This is a genomic window from Paenibacillus sp. BIC5C1, from assembly GCF_032399705.1.
Lineage (GTDB): Bacteria > Bacillota > Bacilli > Paenibacillales > Paenibacillaceae > Paenibacillus > Paenibacillus taichungensis_A.
Map to the genome: position 1 here is coordinate 1,771,473 of NZ_CP135922.1, position 16,894 is coordinate 1,788,366.

Sequence of the window (16,894 nt, forward strand, 5' to 3'; positions counted from 1 at the left end):
CCGTCAACCATAATTTTGTCATCCGTCTGTTCGTCGTTTAATATAGGGGATGTTAAATGAAAAGGTACCTTCGCCATGAAAGACTGATGCGGGGAAGCAATTGCGTCTAATCGGCTTCGATGCTCATGGATTATCTGACGGACTGCGCGCTTCTCGGGCACACCCGCTTTCTGCAAATGAACGCTTTGCAATCCGATCCAGGCTATCAGATGGTCAAAGAAATCGAGCGATTCCTGGACGAAAGCACGTGACGAACGTCCTTAATCCCCGCTATCAAGGTCGTCCTTCGTACAAGGTTTGGCAGGAACGGGAGAACTCATCCACATTCCGAATTCATGTTAAAAAGATATGGGAGGAATAATTTATGGTTCCACAACGAGTGAGTCTGGTCACCATTGGTGCAATGCATCTGCCTGAGCTGCGTTCGTTCTATCAGAAGCTTGGGTGGAGTGAGACCGCAATCAGTTCAGATCAATACAGTGTTTTTGAAACAACAGGTGTATTGCTATCGTTATATCCCATTCAGGAGCTGGAGAAAGATACGGGAATGATATTCAGTGCATCTGATGGGTTGAAAGGAACGCTGCTGGCCATCAATGTGGATCAAGCCGAAGACGTTGACGATACCATTGTGAATATCCGCGCTGCCGGAGGCAATGTAATCAGAGAGCCATATGACGCTGCCTGGGGCGGGAGAATCGCTAATTTCCTGGACCCGGAGAATAACTGCTGGGAAGTCACTTGGAATCCAACCGCCGTATTTGATGAAAAAGGAGCCATGATCACATTTTAGGGTGAAATGAGTGTGACCGGATGTTGAATCGTGTTCGCAAAGATTTGCGTTATTATCTTCAGGAACATCAGGATCGGAACAACCTCATCTTGCATTATTTCGCATTTTTATCGGCGTTTGCGGCTTGGATTTTCTTGTTTATTAATTTTAAAGTCATGCTGGTTCTGGCACTTATCCATTACGCCCTTTCCTGGATTGGGCACTTCTATTTCGAAGGCAACAAACCGGCAGCATTCCGATATCCGCATATCGGTTTTTATGCCGGCTTCACCTGGTTTTTTATCAGGACCATTGAGATCATCACCCGCAAAGAAATCATCCATCCGTGGATCAATAAACAGGACTGAAACCAGCAGGAGTCGAACTTTATAAAATAGGAGTGTGTCTATGTATCTTCGAAGTGTGGAGTTACTGTCTGCTAAAGTCGAGAATCCGGATCAGTATCCGTTTCACATACCGTCCATACAGTCTCTGGAGCGATTGGAATTCAACAATAACATTACGTTCTTTGTTGGTGAGAATGGATCGGGTAAGTCCACGCTGCTGGAGGGCATCGCTCATCAATGTGGATTTAACACAGCAGGGGGCGGGAAAAATAATGCATTTGAGATTGATGCTGCTGAATCATCATTAGGTGACTATTTGCGTCTATCCTGGTTGCCCAAAATCACGAATGGTTTCTTCATGCGCTCGGAGTCCTTTTATCAATTTGCATCGCATGTAGATGAATTGGGGCCGGAGTCGCTCAAGTATTATGGTGGGCGTTCGTTGCATGAACAATCCCACGGGGAGTCTTTTCTCAATCTGTTCGTGAACCGATTCAATTCCAAAGGCATTTATCTGCTCGATGAGCCCGAAGCCGCCTTATCGCCAGCCCGTCAACTCTCCTTATTGCGCATTCTTCATGATCTATCAGACACTTCCCAATTCATTATCGCGACGCATTCGCCGATTCTATTGGGTTATCCGGGTGCACGCATTTTGAGTTTTGACGATGGTGGTATTCAGGACGTAGAGTATGAAGATACAGAACATTATCAGATCACCCGCAGTTTCCTGGAAAATCGCAACCGGATGCTGAATGAGTTGTTCAAGGACTAATTTTTTTTATTTTGAAAGGAGACAGGAGCCGAACATGAGTATCAAATTGGTGCTGTTGGACCAACTCGCTGCCTGTCATCATGACAAGAGCTGGTTTGTGCCGCTGGATGAGATGTTACGTGATGTAACCGCTACGCAGGCCTTATGGCTGAATGATGAGGGGCAATCGATCTGGAAGTTGGTGAATCATCTGACTTTCTGGAATGAAACTTGGTTGGAGCGGTTTATCAAGGGTGAAGTGGTTCCGGACAATAGCATAAATAATGACGAGACATTCATTGTTAACCCATCCCATGTAAGTGAAGAAGATTGGCAGAAAAGCATTGCACAGATTGGTGCAACATTTAGTCGCTGGATACAGGCTGTAGAGGAAAGTGATGATGCAAAATTAGGGATGACCATTCCATCGTACTTCAATGCCCCATGGTGGAATGTCATATCCAATCTGTGTATTCATAATGCGTATCATATTGGACAGATCATGATGCTGAGAAAGAAAGTAAGAGGAGAGATGATATGAAAATAGGTTTTCTGATCGTGGATATGCAAGAGAGTATTGTACGAGATAAGTTAGATCAAAAAGCTATAGACCGCGCTTGTGAATATATCAATCATGTTGCAGACGTGCTTCGTTCGAGCGGACATGTGGTCGTTCATGTACAAGACGTGGAAGGCATGGAGGATTCAGATTCTGAGGCGTATCGTATTATTTCTGAGGTTGATGTGAATGAGAAGGATCTGAAGGTGACGAAGGAGAGCTCCAATGCATTTTGGCAGACAGACCTGGAACAGCTTCTGAAGAGTAACAATGTTGAGCTGTTGATCATTTCGGGATTTGCTGCCGAGGAATGTGTTCTGTTTACCTATAATGGCGCGATGGAGCGAGGATTTAGACCTGTCATGTTGCAAAATGGGATTCTAAGTACACATTACGAAGCGGTGATTTCAACCTATAGAGACCGAAATGTGATTTCTTATCCTGTAGTTAATTATCTAATCCAATAAGTGTCAGTCGGTTAATTATAGATATCGTTGATTACTATAAAAATGGAGGTGATGGTTATAAATATGCTTAGCATTGCATCGGTCATGTGGATTGCAGTAGGGTTAGTACTTTTCGTTCAGGGGTTGAAGAAAGGATCTCCACTTATGCTGTTTTTCGGTGTGATATCGATCCTGGCTCCCATACTTACGTTTATAGGTTGGCTGACTTTTTTACCTTTTGTTAATCCCGTTGCACTTGCTATTGCATACCTAGGGAAGAAAAGGCAAACGACAAATATGCTTAAACAGACTCTGTAAAGGGTCTATTTTTTTATACATAAGTATTTCTTCAAGACTGGAGACTTCACGATTTAAATCAAACTTTGCCTATATCCGCTGTGGTTGAAACGATATATTGAGAGCAGGACACAACAAGCACACTGTGTATATCGATAAGGATGAGCGTAAATCACATGATAAGGGAGATATGCAATGATGATGAATGTACAAATCACGAGTATTTTGGCAGAAAAGAAGGAATTATTTCTTAACCTGTACAACTTGTATTTATATGATCTTTCCGAATTCTCGGGTGAGGATTTGCTAGAAGAGGGGAAATTCGATCCAACGAATACCTATCTCTATCTGGAACGGGTGGAATTACATCCGTTTTTTATCCAATATGATGGAAAGGTAATCGGATTTGTGCTGGTTTGCTCTCCTCCTTATGTAGATGATGATGTCGATTATACGGTACAAGAGCTGTTTCTGGTCAAAAAGTATCGTGGACAAGGATTAGCGGCTCAGGCGGTTGATCTGGTGTTTGCACAATTTCAGGGCAGATTCAAAGTGGAGCAACTGGCTAATAACCGATCAGCTGTTTCATTCTGGAAAAAATACTATGAACATCATCACATTGAATATGTAGAGTCGGAGTATAGCATTGAAATTGAAAACATCGCTGGCAGCCATCGGATTCTGTCTCAAACCTTTGTACGTGCAAGAACGGACTAGATATTCGCATTTACCAATACATGGGTTATGATGAATGAAAAGGTTTACTAGAGGGGAAGCGAGCCATTAGAGAGGAGAATGATGAATGACAAGCCGCATTGTGGTTACGGGCGGAGCTATTATTCGTGATCATATGGGTAGAATACTGCTGCAAAAACGATCAGATTATGGCGATTGGGGATTACCTGGTGGTGGTATGGAGCCCGGTGAGAGTATTGAAGAAACTATGATTAGAGAAGTAAAAGAAGAAACGGGGCTTGACGTGAGTTCATATGAACTGGCATCCATCTACACAGGTGAGAAAATGAAATATACATATCCGGATGGCAACGAGGTTGTATTTGTTATGTTCCTGTTCAACGTCACCGCGGAGTTGGGTGGGAAACTTGATGATAATCAAACAACCCTTTTATTTAAAGATGAACAGAATGAATCGCTAGAACTTGTTTTTAAAAGTTTAGGTGAAATTGATATTTCCACAATCAACAAGGTACAGAAGCCTGTATTAGTAGATTTGATGCAAGGGGAACTCACAATTCTGCGTTAAGCCCTAAGGGATTTAACAGAAAGAAGATCCAGAGAGGGAATAGGGAAAATATAGTTTGTGAGTAAATTTAAATCCCTGATTTTAATAGAGAGAGGAGCATTATTATGCCTTGGCCCATGGTTCATTTTGCAATCGCCTCTGAATTACTATCTGATCCAACCCCTGAATTTATAGTGGGCAGTCTTGCTCCTGACTCCATTCATGTGAGAACGAATGAAAGAGCCGCAAAGGCAAAAACTCATCTCATGCCAGAAGCAGGACGATTTGCAACAGACGAAGAGCTCGGGGCATTTTTTAATTCAAACAAGAAACGTGCGCAGAGTGATCCTAAATTCATGCAATATTTGTGCGGGTACATTGCTCATATATATACGGATCGGATCTGGACTTTCGAGATTTATCCCCCATATGAGGAAAACCCTAATGGACGAAGTATTTATACGGAGGATGTTACAAAGTTGGAATTTATGATTTTGAGAAAAGGGTCTAATGGCCATGACCATGATTTATTGAATAAGCTGGAAGCAGGTAAAGCTTTTGACTTGGGTGGATTGCTGGAGCAAGAGGTGTATCAATATAGAAAAGAAAAAGTAGACTTTTTAAATAACCTTGAAAATGAGCCCTCAGGTGATTTGAGCATTTTATCTATGGAAGCTATAGAAGAGTTTATTCACACAACAGCCGAGAGACTCAGACAATTGTTTGCAAAGTGGGAGGTATTCTAAATGGAAAAACGGATTAGCCTCGCCCCATATAATGAGAAGTACGCTCAAGACTTGGCTAATTTTTCGTTAAGTGATGAACAGGTTCAGTTTACTGCAATGCCTGCGGAAGTGATGGAGGAGGCATTCCAAAATCCGAACAAATATCCGGTAGTGATTTTAAATGATGAGACTCCAGTTGGTTTCTTCATATTACATAAAAATTCTGAATACGTAGAGGAAAGTGATACTTCCCGTACGATACTGGTACGTGCGTTATCCATTACGTTAGAACATCAGGGGAACGGGTATGCACTCACTGCCATGAGGGAACTGCCTACACTGGTTAAACAGCTTGATCCGAAAGTCGATGAAATTATTTTAGCTGTGAATGAGGGGAATATTGCAGCACAAAAGCTGTATCTAAGAGCAGGTTTTTTGGATATGGGCGAGCGGAAAATGGGCATCAATGGTCTTCAACTAATTTTGCAATACAGAATGGTGTAGGGGATGAATTACGGCAAATAAGACGGCATAGTTGATAAAAAGGAGGACTAATGTGGCGAACATACACAAGGGAAGATATTCGGCTGAGATCGAAGGCGAGTTTGTTGTTTTTATTATTGGAATGAGAGTTAATCGCTTGTGGGCCATACATAAGTGGTTACCTGTTTTTAAATCCATGGGCCCGATGATCAAAGAACTGTACATGAACCCAGATACCGGGTTTCTGGGGACGGAATTTTTTATGAGCTGGCGTGGAGTGACTCTGCTGCAATATTGGAGATCTTATGATGAATTGGAGAAATACGCACGCGGTGGCCTACACTTGGATGCTTGGAAACGATTTAACCAATCCATTGGATCGGATGGAAGCGTGGGGATTTATCATGAAACGTACAAAGCTCAATCCGGTTCATATGAAACCATATATGCGAATATGCCCAAATTCGGATTGGCTAAAGTGTCTAACCATGTTCCAGCGACAGGCAGGAAAGAAACGTCCAGACGGAGAATGGGTGGAGAGAATGAACCGGCAGTAGAAACACCAGAGAATCCTTAACATATGACTAGTGAAGTTCGAATGTACATTCAGCAGCGTAAGTAGAGAGGAGCATGTTATTGAAGGTTAATGTCAAACCAGAAGATTTGGGTTCTGAGCAGCTTAGCTGGCTGTGCGTCGAACCGATGTTGATCTCCGTTCGTGGTAAAGATGTTGCAGCAAAAGTAGAGGTATATCGGCAATTACATGAAGGACAACAAGCGATATTTTTGTTCTATTCCTATCATAACCATACCAAGAGCTTGGCGGAGTTTTATTGGTTTTCGGCGTATAACATTATCGACATGAAGAGCTGGAATGGAATTAAGAACGGGATGCGCTATTTTAACCAAAATGAAATGGTAACTCTGCTGGACGACATCGAGCGTTTGATTACAGATCAAAATAAAGATGGAGACACGTGGCGTGAGGTCCTGCCCACGGACTTGGAGAAAGACCCGATCCTGCTTCAAAGAACGGAAGAACTATACGTTAAATATCGAGCTGCGGCTCAGGAAGCTATTTTACACATGAATGAAATCATTCGGCAAAATCAGGAGATGTATCTGGAGAACAGTTCGGTAACCTGATTCCAATGACAGTCTGAAAGAGAGACACGGAGGGCTACTCTTGAATGAGTAGTCTTTTTTATCGTGTCTATACGCTGAAAAATCAGTACCGATGTAACAAACCTGCAATTTCATGCAACAAAACGCAATACTGTGGGTTTGTCGTGGCTTTGCTTGTAATATAAGTTGTGAGAGGAGGAACAGTAAATGAAAGTCATTTTTGAAGAGGAACTGTTAATGGAAAAAAGCATGGCCAAGGTCATAACCCATCCTGATGAGAGGTCCCATTGGGACAGTATCCAAGAAGCGATCTGCCAATCGGAAACAAAACTTGTTGTCATCAATGCCAAGAACAATCGCAATGTGCAGATCGAGTTGAGTTCGGTGGTTGCGATTGAATCAGAGGATCGGTTGTGCTGTGTACGTGTCATCACAGGCGAAAGGTATTTGCTCAACAAACGTCTGAAGTTTGTGGAACAGGATTTGGGATCATCCCATTTTGTGAAAATTAACAATCAAACGATTATCAACACACGTTGTATTAGCGAATTTTCATCAACAGACCATGCCAGGATCCAGGTTGATCTGAAGGATGGTTCCAGTTACTTTGTCAGCCGATTTTACATTAAAAACTTTAGGGGGAAATTATCATGATTAGTCAGTTGAAGCATTCATTTTTTCAGGTTTTTACAGTAACTTCGTTGTGGGTCACCTTGTTATTGACACTATTCTCTAAAAGTCAGTTCTTTGAAATGGGTTACCTGTGGAATATTGCCGGGATTTCAGCTATTGCCGCTATACTGTTTGGCGTAATGTACAATGCACTTTGGAACTACTTTACGATGAAACCGGTGTGGAATATCGTCATTTCTTCCACATTTAATATTGCAGGAGGAATGGCGATCGTATGGTTATTTTCTACAGACATGTTCCTATTGATTGCTCCCTGGTTCCCTGGAATGTGGGTCTTATCCATCGTACTGCACATTATTGGTTTCTATTTCTATGCTAGAATAGATAGCAGGAAAAAAGCGGAAGAATTAAATAATATTCTGAAGTAAGCAAGGGGTACTGAAATGAACGAAGAAAAGGTTTTGGAGTTGTATGGTTTAGATCCAGATACCAAACATAGGCAGCAAATCAGAGAGTTGTTGCAGCAAGAGATTGAGAATCAAGAAGCAGTGGATCATGAGTATCTCAAAACCTTATGTATTATGTTATTCTGCATCGGAAATGTAGAGGACACTGTGCTGATCTGGCAGGCCAAACGCAAGAATCAGGATACGGGCAGTTATATTGATGTTCAGCTTCTGTGTGGTGCCGGTTATGAGAAGACAGTAACCTATCTGGAACAGAAGGATGGGGATCAAGCGAGAAAACAGTTGAAATATCTTAGACAGTGTGAGCCATATGACTTTGTTGATTTTTCCAAAGAGGAATGGGTCTCTAATTATAAACAGTACTATGAACTATCTTAGTCTTATCCAACATGTGAGAAATGGGATGATCAATGATGATAGATGCTGCTTCCATCCAGGAACAGATTCAGATGTGCCAGAAATATAGCGCCGACTATGTACCCAGCGAACTGCACCATAAGATCGGAATCGCCTGGAACGTCAAAGAGAAGTTGGAACCGATCCACGGCATGCGTATTCAGCCCGAGGGAGATACAACCGGATGGTATATTTGGGCGGAAGAATACTCGGAGGCAGATGATTTTTTCGTACCTTTACATGTCACACACATCGATGACTGGGACCAAAAAATCAAGAAGTACCTCGGACTTGCGCCGGGATGGCGGTTTGTGATTGCAGAAGATTATGAGGATGTATGGTTTGACGAGCAGTTGCTTAACAGATCATAGTCAGAGCAAGCAAAGCAACCAATGAGTTAAATGGAACTTTGAAAGGAGTCATACTATGGCAAGTACGCACGATAATAAAGCAGCTAATTATAGAACAAATGGTATAAGTAAATTAACCATAGTTATTAGTGTTGTAGTTATCATAATTTTGATTCTGGCTTTTACCAATCCATCCAGAACAGATTTCTACACATGGCTGGAAAGCGAGTATGGTATACATGTCTCCTACGATGTTAATGAAGGAACGACGTATACACAGATCACGAACGGCCAGGAAAAAAGTCTTAATTTCAGAAGCGGGCATATACAGCATGTGGGAATCTTTACTACGTATAATGAGACTTTTATGGATGTTGAGGGTAATGAGATCAACATTAAAGCCACTGGTGTAATGAACATGTTTTTTAAAAGATAGTTGGTTGCTGTTCAGATGTTGGAAAGGGGTTATTACATACCACGCTTTTGTATGATGCAAACATGCAGAGCAGCGTGGTTTTTGTGTTGAGCAGAATACGTAAGGGGGGAGGATTACGTTATTTGGTTCATTCGCAAATTCCACATTATGGGTTATGATGTACCTACAGAGAAAATTTAACATACATAGGAAGTTTTTTGGATTAGCGCATTCCAGTTGGAGGGATAGAATGAAAGCCATTTTTCTTGATTTTTATGGGACAGTTGTTCATGAAGATGATGATATTCTTCCAGTGATTTATAAAAAGGTCCAAGCATCTGCGCAGGTTGATTGTAAGACGGATGAGATTGGCGCATATTGGTGGAAGGCTTTTTCAACGTTGTTTTATGCAAGCCACAGCAGTCAGTTTACAACGCAAAGAATGCTGAATGTGCAATCTCTGGCAGAAACGCTACTCCATTTCAAATCGGATCTACAAGCTGAGTCGCTTAATCAGGAACAGTTGGCACATTGGCGTAACCCCGGCATATTTGTTGATTCAATTCCCTTTCTTCATTCTCTTGAAGTCCCGGTATATATTCTGTCCAATATCGATACGGATGACGTGAAAGCCGCAATGAAGGCACATAACATTGAAGTGGCCGGAGTGATTACCAGCGAGGATGTTCGATCTTATAAGCCAAGGTCAGAGATGTTTGATGAAGCGATCAAGAGGTATGGTTTGCAGCGAGATGAGGTGATCCATATAGGGGATTCTCTGGTCAGTGATGTACAAGGCGCGCAAAATGCGGGAATTAAGGCTATCTGGTTGAATAGAAAAGGAAAACCCAAACCGCAACAGATTACACCGGATTTTGAATGCAAAGATCTTGGCGAAGTTGTGCATATGTTGGAGACTTGGGTATGAAAAAGTTAATCGTGATGTCGTTATTATTTCTGTTCTTAATTGCCTTCCAAGATAAAACAACCCATGAAGCTGTGCAGAAACCAACGATTTCAGTGACGGAAAGCGTTACTGATGAAGCGATTGAGCAGAAGGACGATGAAGAAGCAACCAAAAAAGACAAAGGCACCCCTCCTGTTTACCTTGATGAAACGAAGTATACAGGCGATGAACTGGAAATCGTCAAACTGATGAACGTTCGCATGCGTTATATATGGGAAGAGGATGAGAAGGGCTATATGAGCCTTTTTGATCCACAATCGCCAGTCTCAGGCATGCCAATCTCAAAAGTTCGCAAGGTGATCTCAATGAGCAAGATCAAGATTCGAGAGCAAAAGAAGCTTTATGAAGCACTTGTGATGGTTACTGAATTAAGAGAGAACGGGGAAGAGTTCGGCCCTAGCATGGTGTTTTGGAAAAAGAAAGCGGATGGCGATGCTGCGAAATGGATTTTTGCAGACATCGATTAACTACAACTGAAGGAAATGAAGTTAAGGGTGATGAAATCATGACAAGACAATTGATACTTATTGAGGGATTACCGGGTTCAGGAAAGTCGACGATTGCCAAGATGGTATCCGAGATTCTGATTGAGCATGGCAAAAAGGTGCGACTAGTCCAGGAAGGGAACCTGGATCATCCTGCTGATTATGATGGTGTGGCCTTTTATTCTGCGGAAGAGTTCAGTTCTTTGGTGGATGCTCACGAGGCATGTAAACATATATTGGAGAGAGGAGCTACAACCTACCAGGATGGTTTCCTGATTCCGTATCGCAAAATGAAAGAGGAATGTGGAGTGGATTTCCCTGATCATGTGGTGCAGGAGATATGTAGCAAAGATATTTACGAACTACCTTTTGAACAAAATGTGAAGCTGATCACCGAAAAATGGCGGAATTTTACTGAAAGCGTGATAAGCGCGGATGGTGATTCCATCACCATATTCGAATGTTGTTTCATCCAAAATCCATTGACCATGGGTTTGGTGAAATACAATCAATCCAAAGAAGAAAACGTGCAATATGTTTTGGAATTGGAGCGCATCGTTCAACCATTGAATCCGTTACTAATCTATATTCATCAGCAGGATGTTGCACACACCTTTGACAAAGCAATCCAGGAAAGACCAAAGGAATGGTCAGATGGATTCATACAATATTACACAAATCAGGGATGGGGGCTCGCGGAAGGATACCATGGTGTTGAAGGCACGGTGAAGGTTCTTCAGGCAAGAAAGGAGCTGGAGACTGAGATTTATCAGTTATTGAAGATAGACAAACACTGGCTGGACAATTCGGAATATAACCGGGCTGCTTGCCAGGGGGAATTGGAGAAGATTTTGAAAGAGTAAAGGGTGGATCTTTTGATAAATTCAGATAACAATAACATAACGTATGAACAAGATAACAATAAATTCAATTTCCGTGTGGCTGGTATCGTTATACATCAGGGGAAAGTTCTCCTGCACACAACTGAACAAGATGATTTCTGGAATTTGCCTGGAGGGCGGGTGGAATTCAATGAAACGACAGAAGCAGCCATTGTACGGGAGATGTATGAGGAGTTGGGTGTTCGTGTACAACCGCAGAGAGTTGCGTTTGTAAGTGAAGATTTCTTTGAATATGATGGCATGAAGTATCACGAAATTGGATTTTATTATGTCATCACATTACCGAAAGATCATAGGCTCTATAATGAAATGGAATTCAAGGGGCTGGAGGACAACGGGAGATTGACATTCCACTGGTTTTCTTTTGAAGAGCTGCGAAACATGGAGATTTATCCGGTATTTCTGAAAAAGGATCTATGCAATCTGCATGATACAGAGCGAATTAAGCATTACGTACAGAAATAGGAGGAGCTTGTGGATCTCACATTTATTCGTCATGGTCACGCTGAACATTTGCTTCATTATCCTCATCAGCTAAACCAGTTGCATCCGGGACTTACCGAACAAGGACAGAGGCAGGCGATTAAATTACGAAAGCAGATTAAAATCCTACCGGAAGACATCGTTTTAGTGAGCCCTACGAAACGAACGATAGAAACGGCATTCCTCTTAACATCAAGCGATAAACTGACAGTCTGTCCACTCATTGGCCCGAGAATGTTCCCTCAAAATCCGGAGTTCCCCGTTCTGCGCTGTGATCAAATCTATTCGAAAGACGTATTAAATGCTCAGTATACGGGGCTACGAATTCTTGATTTTGAACTTCATTGCTGGGTGGATGGAATTAATAGAATGGAAGAACAGCGATTTGAGGTTTATGCTGGACAGCTAATTCAATGGTGCAGGGAGCAGGGCGGGAGTACTTTTATCATTTCACATGATGGTACGATAACGAGTTTTAGAGCTTTTCTTGGAGAGCAGGGGTTAACCCGAAGTGACTTTCTAGGCGAAGCGGGTCATTACACGATTAGAGATCTGTAATATAGAAGGTCAATATCTACACTAAGGGGGACTTTTCGTGAGATTATCGGACTATGAATATTTAGTTTTGGCTCTGAAAGAGGCGGATCAGGCGCTAATAGAAGGAACATATCCGATTGGAGCGATAATTGTGGATGCGGATGGGGATGTCGTGAGTAAAGGAAGAAACCGTGTCTTCTCCGAATGTGATCCCACTGCACATGCTGAAGTCGATGCTATTCGTCAGGCAGGGCAACATTTGCTGGATGTAAGTAAGAAGCGATACACGAAGAATGACCTGACCCTCTACACTACATGTGAACCTTGTCCCATGTGTTCATGCACCATATTAATGTCGGGGATCAAAAAGATCGTATGGGCTGCGGATGATGAAGGGTATGGCGGGCTTAGACGTTTTAAGGAAGGCCCTCATTTTATCCATTTGTTCGACACACTATCCTATGTTGCAGCGCCATATCTTGATTTGGAAAATAGACAACGGGCATTGCTTGCCCAATGGAATATTGGTAGAGGTATGCTTAATACAGAGTGGGAGACTGCCAAACAATGAAATCCATGCCGATCTCCATTTTACTAGCCAGTGTCATAGAAGATATATGAATGGGCAGATGCAATAGTCCTATGGGAACGAGGGCTTAGACAAACAAAGGAGAGAATTTGAAATGGAGTTCGCGGGACAGAAGATCAGAATAACACCTGTCACAGAACAGGACCTCGACTTTATAAGCAAACTTGAGTGTGATGCGAGTATATGGAGTTTTGAGGAAACTGTTGAAATGGATACTAAGACAGTTCGCGATAAATATCGTAGTCATTTTTTCACTGTGGAGGAAAAGCCGTATGCCTATGATTTCATTATTCGTCGTTTGGAAGATCTAGAAGGTGAACCAATTGGTCTTATCCAAATGTGGAGCTATGTGGATCATAGAAAAAGCTGGGAACTCGGATTCGCGCTGCTTCCGAATTATGTAGGGGAGGGCTACGGAAGTGAGGCTACGAATCTTTTATTAGAATTTGCATTCAACGGGTTACACGCCCATAAAGTGATAGGAATGTGCAATGCTCAGAATGTCCGATCGGCTGCGCTGATGCAGAATGTAGGTATGACAAGGGAAGCTGTGTTCAAGGAAGAACTTTGGTGGAACAATCAATGGACGGATCAATATTTCTTCTCCATTTTAGAAAAAGAATTTAGTGAACAAAGAGGGAGAAATTCAGATGACCAAGTTGGTCTTGTTAAGTGATTTATATTTCGAATCTAACCACGAACTAAATCAGAAAATTTTGAGCTTGTTCAACTCTGACCAGCCTTCCATCGGTTATGTGCCTTCGTGTTCCGACCCGGGACGGAAATATTTCGAGCATACAAGACGTTACTATAATCAACTGGGAATCCAAACAATCGATTATTATGATCTCGATCTAGAATACGAGGAAAACAGATTTAATACCATATTTGAAACTGAAGCGATTCATTTATCTGGAGGTAATACATTTTATTTTCTAAGTTTATTGCAGAAGAGAAATACAATGGGATTGTTGCGTTCCTATGTGCTTAAAGGTGGCATTCTGATTGGGGTTAGCGCAGGCAGTATTCTAACTACACCAACGATTGAAGTGGCCGGATATGGTAAAGATGCAGACGAGAATAATGTTGGATTATTGGACAAGCAGGCTCTGGCACTCGTTGATTTTGAATTTTCACCACATTGGGATGGATCGGAAGAAGCTCTGGAATCATTAAGAGATTACGCGCGTGCCAACTCTACAACAATCTATGCTTGCAAAGATGGTAGCGGGATTGTTATTGATGGTGAAGTGGTAGAGTCATATGGCGATGCACGGCGTATAAATTGAAAAAAAGGTGGGGCTCTAATGAGTGTAATCACTGTATATCATTATGATGCTTTTTCGACAGTTCCTGGTAAAGGAAATCCGGCCGGGGTCGTCTTTCATGCCGATTCGCTTAGTGAGGAAGCGATGCAGCAGATTGCGCATAAAGTTGGCTTTAATGAAACGGTCTTCGTGATGAGTTCCGAGGTAGCAGATGTTAGATTACGATATTTCACACCAGGTCATGAGATTAATCTATGTGGGCATGCCACGATGGCATCCATGTATGGGTTAAAGACTAGAGGGCTACTGGAGGATAAACAGTCGATCACTATTGAAACTAATGTAGGCATATTGCCGATTCAGTTCCAGCAGGATGGCGATACGATCAACATTGAGATGAAGCAGGATCAACCCCGTTTCATGCCATTCCAAGGTGACATAGAGAAGCTGGCAAATTCCATAAATCTAACCATGAATGATATTGATCTATCCACACCCATCGTCTATGGAAGTACAGGCGCCTGGACTTTGTTGATACCGATTCGTAAACTGACTTCTTTCCAACAAATGAAACCGGATTCTTCTCTATTCCCTGAGATATTAGTTGAAAATCCGAAAGCTTCTTTGCATCCCTTTACTCAGGAAACCCGCGATTCAGATGCGCTAATGCATGCCAGACATTTTTCCTCGCCCTTTTCGGGAACTACGGAGGATCCGGTTACGGGAACAGCATCCGGTGTGATGGGTGCCTATTATTTGGAGTATATGAATTCTGGGATGGATCAGACTCATTTTGTTGTGGAGCAAGGACACGAGGTTGGAAGAGATGGGAAAGTTTATGTTAGCGTGGTGAGGGATGGAAAGGACATGGATGTGAGGATACGAGGAACGGCTATTTTTGTGGAAGAAATGAAAGTGGAGTTGGATACGTAACAACGTAAATGAAGGAGTGGAGTTAGATGGATGAACAGGCGGTATTACATAGAGTTACTCATTTGCTTGAAGAAGAATGCTCGGATTCCTTGGTAGGAATTTATTTGCACGGGTCCATGGCTATGGGGTGCTTCCTACCTAATCAAAGCGATATCGATATTCTGGTGGTATGCCGGGAGCAGCTGTCTGCTGATACCTATCGAAGGATTGCGAACAGATTGATGCTCATTGAAGATGAAATGCACATTATCACAGGATTTGAACTAAGTATTGTTTTGGAGTCTACGGTTGCTAAACTGACGTTTCCAACTCCATTTGAATTTCATTATTCCGCGTATCACCGGGAAAAGTATAGAACTGATGATCAATATCTTTGTGGTGGATACGAAGATCCTGATCTGGTAGCACACCTGGCCGTTATTGTTGACCGTGGAATTGTGCTTGTTGGCAAACCGATTAAGGAGTTATTCCAGCCCGTAAAACGTGAATATATGTTGGCCTCTATTACATCTGACATTGGTTCAGCTCTGGAAGAAATAACGGAGAATCCTGTCTACTATGTTTTGAACCTATCACGGGTTCTATTGTATGCGAAAGAGTCGGTCATATACTCCAAGCGAGAAGCAGGCGAGTGGGCACTCATTCATATTTTACCGAAGTACAAAGCAGTCATCTCACAATGTCTCGCAAAATATAACGGAGAGCTGAAAAGCGTTAATCTAAGTGATGATTTACTTCTGGATTATGCAAAGTACATGTTGGATGAAATAAAAAGGAGACATCATGATGACCATAACGACAGAGGATTTGGAACTGATTGAAGCAGCAAAGAAAGTAATTTCGCGTTTGTATCAGGAGGGCAAGCATCACGTTGGGGCAGCAGTACGAACTCGCTCTGGAAAAGTGTTTACGGCGGTACATCTGGAAGCTTATATCGGTCGTGTCTCGGTATGCGCGGAAGCGATTGCCATAGGTAAAGCCATTTCGGAAGGGGAACTTGAATTTGAAACGATTGTAGCCGTAAGACATCCAGAAGTTGATCCCAATGATGCAACGAACGGAGCGGAAATCCAGTTAGATGTGGTATCTCCTTGTGGTATTTGCAGAGAGCTGATTAGTGATTATGGGAAGGACACACAGGTCATTTTGCAGGGAGAAGAGGGTTATTCTAAAACAACGATTGGGAAGCTACTGCCACAAAAGTATACAAGAAGATAATAAGGAAGGTAGAGTGTGATGTTTGAAATTGTTGATATTCGGCAAAAACCGGACATGCTGCAGGCAATTGTGCAATATTTTTGGAAGCAGTGGGGCTCGGAATCAAGTTATCATTTTTACCGGGATTGCATTGAGCGTTCCGTGGAAACCGAGAGTGATGTACCCCGATTTTATGTACTGTTGGATGGAGACAGGATTGTTGGAGGATATGCTCTGTTACGAAGTGATTTGAATAGCCGGCAGGATTTGTTCCCTTGGTTTGCGTGCCTTCATGTTGATCCAGAATATCGAGGCCAGAACCTGGGTGGGCAACTACAGAATCATGCGATTAATGAGGTGAAGACGAAGGGCTACGACAAGCTTTATTTATGTACGGATTTGACGGACTATTATGAAAAAAATAACTGGGCGTATATCGGTAAAGGATATTTGCTCGATGATGAAGAGACTCGGATCTATGAAATTTGTATAAAATGAGCCCTTTAATAACACGAGCGGAG

The 16,894-nt window shown here is 42.3% G+C and carries 28 protein-coding genes and 1 pseudogene; all 29 read left to right on the top strand.

Annotated elements, in window-relative coordinates:
• Positions 1–92 precede the first annotated feature (92 nt).
• Positions 93–248, top strand: a pseudogene (locus RS891_RS08055) (IS1380 family transposase); the annotation flags it as partial.
• Positions 249–364: 116 nt separating this feature from the next.
• Complete coding sequence (locus tag RS891_RS08060) at positions 365–793, top strand: VOC family protein (RefSeq protein ID WP_315795008.1); 429 nt, start codon at positions 365–367, stop codon at positions 791–793.
• A gap of 20 nt (positions 794–813) precedes the next feature.
• Entirely contained in the window at positions 814–1,140 is a 327-nt protein-coding gene (locus tag RS891_RS08065) for a DUF962 domain-containing protein (RefSeq protein ID WP_063564077.1), read from the top strand.
• Between the two features lie 40 nt (positions 1,141–1,180).
• Entirely contained in the window at positions 1,181–1,894 is a 714-nt protein-coding gene (locus RS891_RS08070; RefSeq protein WP_315795009.1) for an AAA family ATPase, read from the top strand.
• A 34-nt stretch (positions 1,895–1,928) separates the two neighbouring features.
• Positions 1,929–2,414 (top strand): DinB family protein, encoded by a 486-nt coding sequence (locus RS891_RS08075; protein ID WP_315795010.1) that lies wholly within the window; start codon positions 1,929–1,931, stop codon positions 2,412–2,414.
• Positions 2,411–2,899, top strand: coding sequence for a cysteine hydrolase family protein (locus RS891_RS08080; RefSeq protein WP_315795011.1), 489 nt, complete (start codon positions 2,411–2,413; stop codon positions 2,897–2,899). The genes RS891_RS08075 and RS891_RS08080 overlap by 4 nt, the downstream gene beginning before the upstream one ends.
• 471 nt (positions 2,900–3,370) lie before the next feature.
• The gene (locus RS891_RS08085; RefSeq protein WP_315795012.1) at positions 3,371–3,892 is read left to right on the top strand and encodes a GNAT family N-acetyltransferase; all 522 of its coding nucleotides are present in this window, start codon (positions 3,371–3,373) and stop codon (positions 3,890–3,892) included.
• An 85-nt stretch (positions 3,893–3,977) separates the two neighbouring features.
• The gene (locus tag RS891_RS08090; RefSeq protein WP_315795013.1) at positions 3,978–4,439 is read left to right on the top strand and encodes an NUDIX domain-containing protein; all 462 of its coding nucleotides are present in this window, start codon (positions 3,978–3,980) and stop codon (positions 4,437–4,439) included.
• A 104-nt stretch (positions 4,440–4,543) separates the two neighbouring features.
• A complete protein-coding gene (locus tag RS891_RS08095; RefSeq protein WP_315795014.1) occupies positions 4,544–5,164 on the top strand; it encodes a hypothetical protein in 621 nt (206 codons plus the stop codon).
• Positions 5,165–5,647: a GNAT family N-acetyltransferase gene (locus tag RS891_RS08100; RefSeq protein ID WP_315795015.1), complete on the top strand. Its 483-nt coding sequence runs from the start codon at positions 5,165–5,167 to the stop codon at positions 5,645–5,647. It begins immediately after the preceding gene.
• 52 nt (positions 5,648–5,699) lie between these two features.
• Positions 5,700–6,203: a DUF4188 domain-containing protein gene (locus RS891_RS08105; RefSeq protein WP_315795016.1), complete on the top strand. Its 504-nt coding sequence runs from the start codon at positions 5,700–5,702 to the stop codon at positions 6,201–6,203.
• Positions 6,204–6,262: 59 nt separating this feature from the next.
• Positions 6,263–6,772 (top strand): hypothetical protein, encoded by a 510-nt coding sequence (locus RS891_RS08110; protein WP_315795017.1) that lies wholly within the window; start codon positions 6,263–6,265, stop codon positions 6,770–6,772.
• Between the two features lie 186 nt (positions 6,773–6,958).
• A complete protein-coding gene (locus RS891_RS08115; RefSeq protein ID WP_315795018.1) occupies positions 6,959–7,405 on the top strand; it encodes a LytTR family DNA-binding domain-containing protein in 447 nt (148 codons plus the stop codon).
• Positions 7,402–7,812: a hypothetical protein gene (locus RS891_RS08120; RefSeq protein ID WP_315795019.1), complete on the top strand. Its 411-nt coding sequence runs from the start codon at positions 7,402–7,404 to the stop codon at positions 7,810–7,812. The genes RS891_RS08115 and RS891_RS08120 overlap by 4 nt, the downstream gene beginning before the upstream one ends.
• 15 nt (positions 7,813–7,827) lie before the next feature.
• Positions 7,828–8,229: a hypothetical protein gene (locus RS891_RS08125; RefSeq protein WP_315795020.1), complete on the top strand. Its 402-nt coding sequence runs from the start codon at positions 7,828–7,830 to the stop codon at positions 8,227–8,229.
• Positions 8,230–8,261: 32 nt separating this feature from the next.
• Positions 8,262–8,618, top strand: coding sequence for an immunity protein Imm33 domain-containing protein (locus RS891_RS08130; protein WP_397386905.1), 357 nt, complete (start codon positions 8,262–8,264; stop codon positions 8,616–8,618).
• A 55-nt stretch (positions 8,619–8,673) separates the two neighbouring features.
• On the top strand, positions 8,674–9,033 hold the full coding sequence (locus tag RS891_RS08135) for a hypothetical protein (RefSeq protein WP_315795021.1): 360 nt from the start codon (positions 8,674–8,676) through the stop codon (positions 9,031–9,033).
• 229 nt (positions 9,034–9,262) lie between these two features.
• Positions 9,263–9,940 carry an HAD family hydrolase gene (locus RS891_RS08140; protein WP_315795022.1) on the top strand — a complete coding sequence of 226 codons (678 nt, stop codon included), beginning with the start codon at positions 9,263–9,265 and terminating at the stop codon, positions 9,938–9,940.
• Positions 9,937–10,446 (top strand): hypothetical protein, encoded by a 510-nt coding sequence (locus tag RS891_RS08145; protein ID WP_315795023.1) that lies wholly within the window; start codon positions 9,937–9,939, stop codon positions 10,444–10,446. The genes RS891_RS08140 and RS891_RS08145 overlap by 4 nt, the downstream gene beginning before the upstream one ends.
• A 38-nt stretch (positions 10,447–10,484) precedes the next feature.
• Positions 10,485–11,327 carry an adenylyl-sulfate kinase gene (locus RS891_RS08150; RefSeq protein ID WP_315795024.1) on the top strand — a complete coding sequence of 281 codons (843 nt, stop codon included), beginning with the start codon at positions 10,485–10,487 and terminating at the stop codon, positions 11,325–11,327.
• 3 nt (positions 11,328–11,330) lie between these two features.
• Complete coding sequence (locus RS891_RS08155) at positions 11,331–11,831, top strand: NUDIX hydrolase (RefSeq protein WP_315795025.1); 501 nt, start codon at positions 11,331–11,333, stop codon at positions 11,829–11,831.
• A gap of 9 nt (positions 11,832–11,840) precedes the next feature.
• On the top strand, positions 11,841–12,407 hold the full coding sequence (locus RS891_RS08160; protein ID WP_315795026.1) for a histidine phosphatase family protein: 567 nt from the start codon (positions 11,841–11,843) through the stop codon (positions 12,405–12,407).
• 37 nt (positions 12,408–12,444) lie between these two features.
• The gene (locus RS891_RS08165; RefSeq protein ID WP_315795027.1) at positions 12,445–12,957 is read left to right on the top strand and encodes a nucleoside deaminase; all 513 of its coding nucleotides are present in this window, start codon (positions 12,445–12,447) and stop codon (positions 12,955–12,957) included.
• Positions 12,958–13,069: 112 nt separating this feature from the next.
• Positions 13,070–13,651 carry a GNAT family N-acetyltransferase gene (locus tag RS891_RS08170; RefSeq protein WP_113051519.1) on the top strand — a complete coding sequence of 194 codons (582 nt, stop codon included), beginning with the start codon at positions 13,070–13,072 and terminating at the stop codon, positions 13,649–13,651.
• Positions 13,626–14,264: a Type 1 glutamine amidotransferase-like domain-containing protein gene (locus RS891_RS08175; protein WP_113051520.1), complete on the top strand. Its 639-nt coding sequence runs from the start codon at positions 13,626–13,628 to the stop codon at positions 14,262–14,264. The genes RS891_RS08170 and RS891_RS08175 overlap by 26 nt, the downstream gene beginning before the upstream one ends.
• Before the next feature lie 18 nt (positions 14,265–14,282).
• Positions 14,283–15,176, top strand: coding sequence for a PhzF family phenazine biosynthesis protein (locus tag RS891_RS08180; protein ID WP_315795028.1), 894 nt, complete (start codon positions 14,283–14,285; stop codon positions 15,174–15,176).
• Between the two features lie 26 nt (positions 15,177–15,202).
• Positions 15,203–15,997, top strand: coding sequence for an aminoglycoside adenylyltransferase domain-containing protein (locus tag RS891_RS08185; RefSeq protein ID WP_315795029.1), 795 nt, complete (start codon positions 15,203–15,205; stop codon positions 15,995–15,997).
• The gene (locus RS891_RS08190) at positions 15,960–16,394 is read left to right on the top strand and encodes a cytidine deaminase (RefSeq protein ID WP_315795030.1); all 435 of its coding nucleotides are present in this window, start codon (positions 15,960–15,962) and stop codon (positions 16,392–16,394) included. Before RS891_RS08185 ends, RS891_RS08190 begins: the two co-directional genes overlap by 38 nt.
• 18 nt (positions 16,395–16,412) lie before the next feature.
• Positions 16,413–16,871: a GNAT family N-acetyltransferase gene (locus RS891_RS08195; protein ID WP_315795031.1), complete on the top strand. Its 459-nt coding sequence runs from the start codon at positions 16,413–16,415 to the stop codon at positions 16,869–16,871.
• The last annotated feature ends 23 nt before the right edge of the window (positions 16,872–16,894 follow it).

Bases quoted from the DNA above. Each gene is read 5' to 3' on its own strand.
- RS891_RS08085 (WP_315795012.1), top strand. From the start codon at position 3,371: ATGATGATGAATGTACAAATCACGAGTATTTTGGCAGAAAAGAAGGAA.
- RS891_RS08080 (WP_315795011.1), top strand. From the start codon at position 2,411: ATGAAAATAGGTTTTCTGATCGTGGATATGCAAGAGAGTATTGTACGA.
- RS891_RS08135 (WP_315795021.1), top strand. From the start codon at position 8,674: ATGGCAAGTACGCACGATAATAAAGCAGCTAATTATAGAACAAATGGT.
- RS891_RS08060 (WP_315795008.1), top strand. From the start codon at position 365: ATGGTTCCACAACGAGTGAGTCTGGTCACCATTGGTGCAATGCATCTG.
- RS891_RS08125 (WP_315795020.1), top strand. From the start codon at position 7,828: ATGAACGAAGAAAAGGTTTTGGAGTTGTATGGTTTAGATCCAGATACC.
- RS891_RS08190 (WP_315795030.1), top strand. From the start codon at position 15,960: ATGATGACCATAACGACAGAGGATTTGGAACTGATTGAAGCAGCAAAG.
- RS891_RS08185 (WP_315795029.1), top strand. From the start codon at position 15,203: ATGGATGAACAGGCGGTATTACATAGAGTTACTCATTTGCTTGAAGAA.
- RS891_RS08170 (WP_113051519.1), top strand. From the start codon at position 13,070: ATGGAGTTCGCGGGACAGAAGATCAGAATAACACCTGTCACAGAACAG.
- RS891_RS08100 (WP_315795015.1), top strand. From the start codon at position 5,165: ATGGAAAAACGGATTAGCCTCGCCCCATATAATGAGAAGTACGCTCAA.
- RS891_RS08145 (WP_315795023.1), top strand. From the start codon at position 9,937: ATGAAAAAGTTAATCGTGATGTCGTTATTATTTCTGTTCTTAATTGCC.
- RS891_RS08150 (WP_315795024.1), top strand. From the start codon at position 10,485: ATGACAAGACAATTGATACTTATTGAGGGATTACCGGGTTCAGGAAAG.
- RS891_RS08115 (WP_315795018.1), top strand. From the start codon at position 6,959: ATGAAAGTCATTTTTGAAGAGGAACTGTTAATGGAAAAAAGCATGGCC.
- RS891_RS08095 (WP_315795014.1), top strand. From the start codon at position 4,544: ATGCCTTGGCCCATGGTTCATTTTGCAATCGCCTCTGAATTACTATCT.
- RS891_RS08140 (WP_315795022.1), top strand. From the start codon at position 9,263: ATGAAAGCCATTTTTCTTGATTTTTATGGGACAGTTGTTCATGAAGAT.
- RS891_RS08070 (WP_315795009.1), top strand. From the start codon at position 1,181: ATGTATCTTCGAAGTGTGGAGTTACTGTCTGCTAAAGTCGAGAATCCG.
- RS891_RS08195 (WP_315795031.1), top strand. From the start codon at position 16,413: ATGTTTGAAATTGTTGATATTCGGCAAAAACCGGACATGCTGCAGGCA.
- RS891_RS08130 (WP_397386905.1), top strand. From the start codon at position 8,262: ATGATGATAGATGCTGCTTCCATCCAGGAACAGATTCAGATGTGCCAG.
- RS891_RS08065 (WP_063564077.1), top strand. From the start codon at position 814: ATGTTGAATCGTGTTCGCAAAGATTTGCGTTATTATCTTCAGGAACAT.
- RS891_RS08075 (WP_315795010.1), top strand. From the start codon at position 1,929: ATGAGTATCAAATTGGTGCTGTTGGACCAACTCGCTGCCTGTCATCAT.
- RS891_RS08175 (WP_113051520.1), top strand. From the start codon at position 13,626: ATGACCAAGTTGGTCTTGTTAAGTGATTTATATTTCGAATCTAACCAC.
- RS891_RS08180 (WP_315795028.1), top strand. From the start codon at position 14,283: ATGAGTGTAATCACTGTATATCATTATGATGCTTTTTCGACAGTTCCT.
- RS891_RS08120 (WP_315795019.1), top strand. From the start codon at position 7,402: ATGATTAGTCAGTTGAAGCATTCATTTTTTCAGGTTTTTACAGTAACT.
- RS891_RS08090 (WP_315795013.1), top strand. From the start codon at position 3,978: ATGACAAGCCGCATTGTGGTTACGGGCGGAGCTATTATTCGTGATCAT.